The 2,700-nt window shown below is 68.0% G+C and carries 2 protein-coding genes; one reads left to right on the top strand and one right to left on the bottom strand.

Annotated features, from left to right (window positions below):
- A partial coding sequence (locus tag JYJ84_RS33545; protein ID WP_205190047.1) for a porin occupies window positions 1-987 on the bottom strand: 987 nt, incomplete at its 3' end.
- 411 nt (window positions 988-1,398) lie between these two features.
- On the opposite strand from JYJ84_RS33545, the gene JYJ84_RS33540 reads away from it, so the two are divergent.
- The coding region (locus JYJ84_RS33540) for an MFS transporter (protein WP_205190046.1) at window positions 1,399-2,700 on the top strand (1,302 nt) is incomplete at its 3' end.

Raw genomic sequence — 2,700 nt, 5'->3', positions numbered from 1 at the left:
CGTGTACAGCACCGTGCGCTTCGACAGCGGATAGTCGAAGCGGATGCCGTACGAATCGGCGTTGCCGTCGCTGTCCGCGACCTTGCGGTAATGGCCGACGCTCAGCAGCAGCGACGCCCGCCCGATCGGCACCGTCGCGCTCAGCTCCATGATGTCGCTGTGCGGATACGCGCTCTGGCTGTCGATCGCGGTCGCAACGTCGGGGCCGCCGCGATGCCGCATGTACAGCGCGGCCACCTTCACGACGCTGAAATCGTACGAAATCGCGCCGAGCGTGTAGTTGCCGTTCGCGGCCGGGCTCGTGTCGCCGAGCGCGGACGCTGCCACCGGGCTGAACTTCTGCTGCATGTAGTCGACGTCGACCGACAGGCCGCCGCGCACGTAGTTGAGCCCCGCGCCGTACGTATCGCCGAGCGTCGCCGGCTGTCCGGCCGCGCCGTTGGTGCCGCGCGCGGCCATCGCCCGCAGCATGAAGCCCGCGTAGCGCGGCGACGTGTAGCGCATCGAGTTGCGCACGCGCAGGAACGCGGGCCCGACGAAGTTGTTGGTCGCGTTGCCCCACGCGAGCCCCGCGCCGAGGCCCGGCAGGCTGTACGTGACGAGCGTCGTGTGCAGGATCGTGTAGAGCTCGCCGAACTGCACGCCGCCGAACGGCCCCGTGATGCCGACCCACGCCTCGCGGCCGAACAGTGCGCTGCTGTTCGACAATGCGCCGCTGCCCGCGTTGAAGCCGTCTTCCAGCTTGAAGATCGTCGCATAGCCGCCGCCGAGATCCTCGACGCCCCTCAGCCCCCACTGCGACGCCCACAGGTTGCCGCTGCCCATGCGCGTCACGTGGTTCGGCCCGGCGTTCGCGTATTCGATCGCGGTGTCGACGCGGCCGTAGAGCGTCACGCTCGATTGTGCGAATGCGGGCAGCGCCGCGCAGGCAAGCAGCGCGGCAAGCGGTACGGCAAGCCGGTCGGCCCGCCCGTTCGGTTGGTTCATCGTCGTCGTCCCGTAGAGTTTCCGGCGCCTGTCGGCCTTGCGCCGCGTGGTGTGAAGCGCGTTCGCCGCGAAGGGCCAACGCTGCCGATCAAAAACGGGCCGAGTCTAGGAACGACAATTTCGGACGTCGACGCAATGCGCTCTATAACGCTTATAGATGCGCCGCATGATGCGTGCGCGCCCCGCCGCAGGCGCGCTGCGCGGCGGCCGGCGCACGCGACCCTGGTGTTTTCTTTATTCGGGTCGGTAAATGCCCGCGTGGCGCGGCTGTCACTCCGGCTATGGCGGCCGAATTTGGCCGACTACGCTGCGTCTCCGACACGTGCCCCCCGCACGCTTTCGCGCCGCGACGGCGCCCGGCCTGCCAGGCCGCTGCCTCGCGTTTCCACCGCCCGCTCCTGGAGAATCCGCATGTCCGCATCCACGGCCCGCGCTGCCGACGGCAAGCGCTATACGTACGAATGGTATGTCGTCGTCATCTGCATGCTCGCGTACATCTTTTCGTTCGTCGACCGTCAGGTCCTCGTGCTGATGATCGAGCCGATCAAGCGCGACCTGCACCTGTCCGATACGCAGTTCAGCCTGCTGAACGGCTTCGCGTTCTCGCTGTTCTATGCGGTAATGGGGCTGCCCGTCGCGTATCTCGCCGATCGTTACGCACGCCCGCGGATCATCTCGCTCGGCATTGCGCTGTGGAGCGTCGCGACCGCCGCGTGCGGGCTCAGCCAGCATTTCGTGCAGATGTTCATCGCACGGATGGGCGTGGGCGTCGGCGAGGCCGCGCTGTCGCCCGGCGCGTATTCGATGCTCGCCGACTACTTTCCGAAGGAGAAGCTCGGGCGCGCAATCGCCGTGTATTCGCTCGGCTCGTTCATCGGCGGCGGCATCGCGTTCCTGATCGGCGGCTACGTGATCGCGCTGCTCAAGCATGCGAGCGCATTCACGCTGCCGGTGGTCGGACAGGTGCATGCGTGGCAGGTCACGTTCCTGATCGTCGGGCTGCCGGGGCTGCTGGTCGCACTGCTGTTCGCCGCGACCGTGCGCGACCCGCAACGCAAGGGGCTCGCGCAGGATCGCTCGGGCGCCGTGCGGCGCGTGTCGATGCGCGATTCGCTGCGCTTCGTCGGCTCGCATCGCGCAACCTTCACGTGCCACTACCTCGGCTTCTCGTTCTACGCGATGACGCTGTACTGCCTGCTGAGCTGGACGCCGGCGTTCTATATCCGCCACTTCGGGATGACGGCCGTCGAAGCCGGCTACACGCTCGGCATCGTGCTGCTGGTGGCGAACACGGCCGGCGTGTTCTGCGGCGGCTGGCTCAACGACTGGCTGCTGCTGCGCGGCCGCCACGATGCGCCGATGCGTGCCGGCGCGATCGGCGCCGCGTGCATGGTGATCCCCGCAACGCTGTTCACGCAGCTCGACTCGCTGCCCGCGTCGCTCGCGATGCTCGTCGTCGCGATGTTCTTCGCGTCGTTCCCGATGCCGACGTCGACCGCCGCGATGCAGACGCTCGCGCCGAACCAGATGCGTGCGCAGATCTCCGCGCTGTTCCTGCTCGTGTCGAACCTGATCGCACTCGGGATCGGCACGACCGTCGTCGCACTGTTCACCGATCGCGTGTTCGGCGCGCCGGCGGCGGTCGGCCATTCGATGTCGATCGTCAACGTCGCGGCGGCCACGCTCGCCGCGCTGCTGCTCGCCGCCGGGTGC

Source organism: Burkholderia sp. LMG 13014, assembly GCF_905232215.1.
Lineage (GTDB): Bacteria > Pseudomonadota > Gammaproteobacteria > Burkholderiales > Burkholderiaceae > Burkholderia.
Note: the sequence above shows the minus strand (reverse complement) of the source record. Positions and strands in the feature narration are given on the sequence as shown.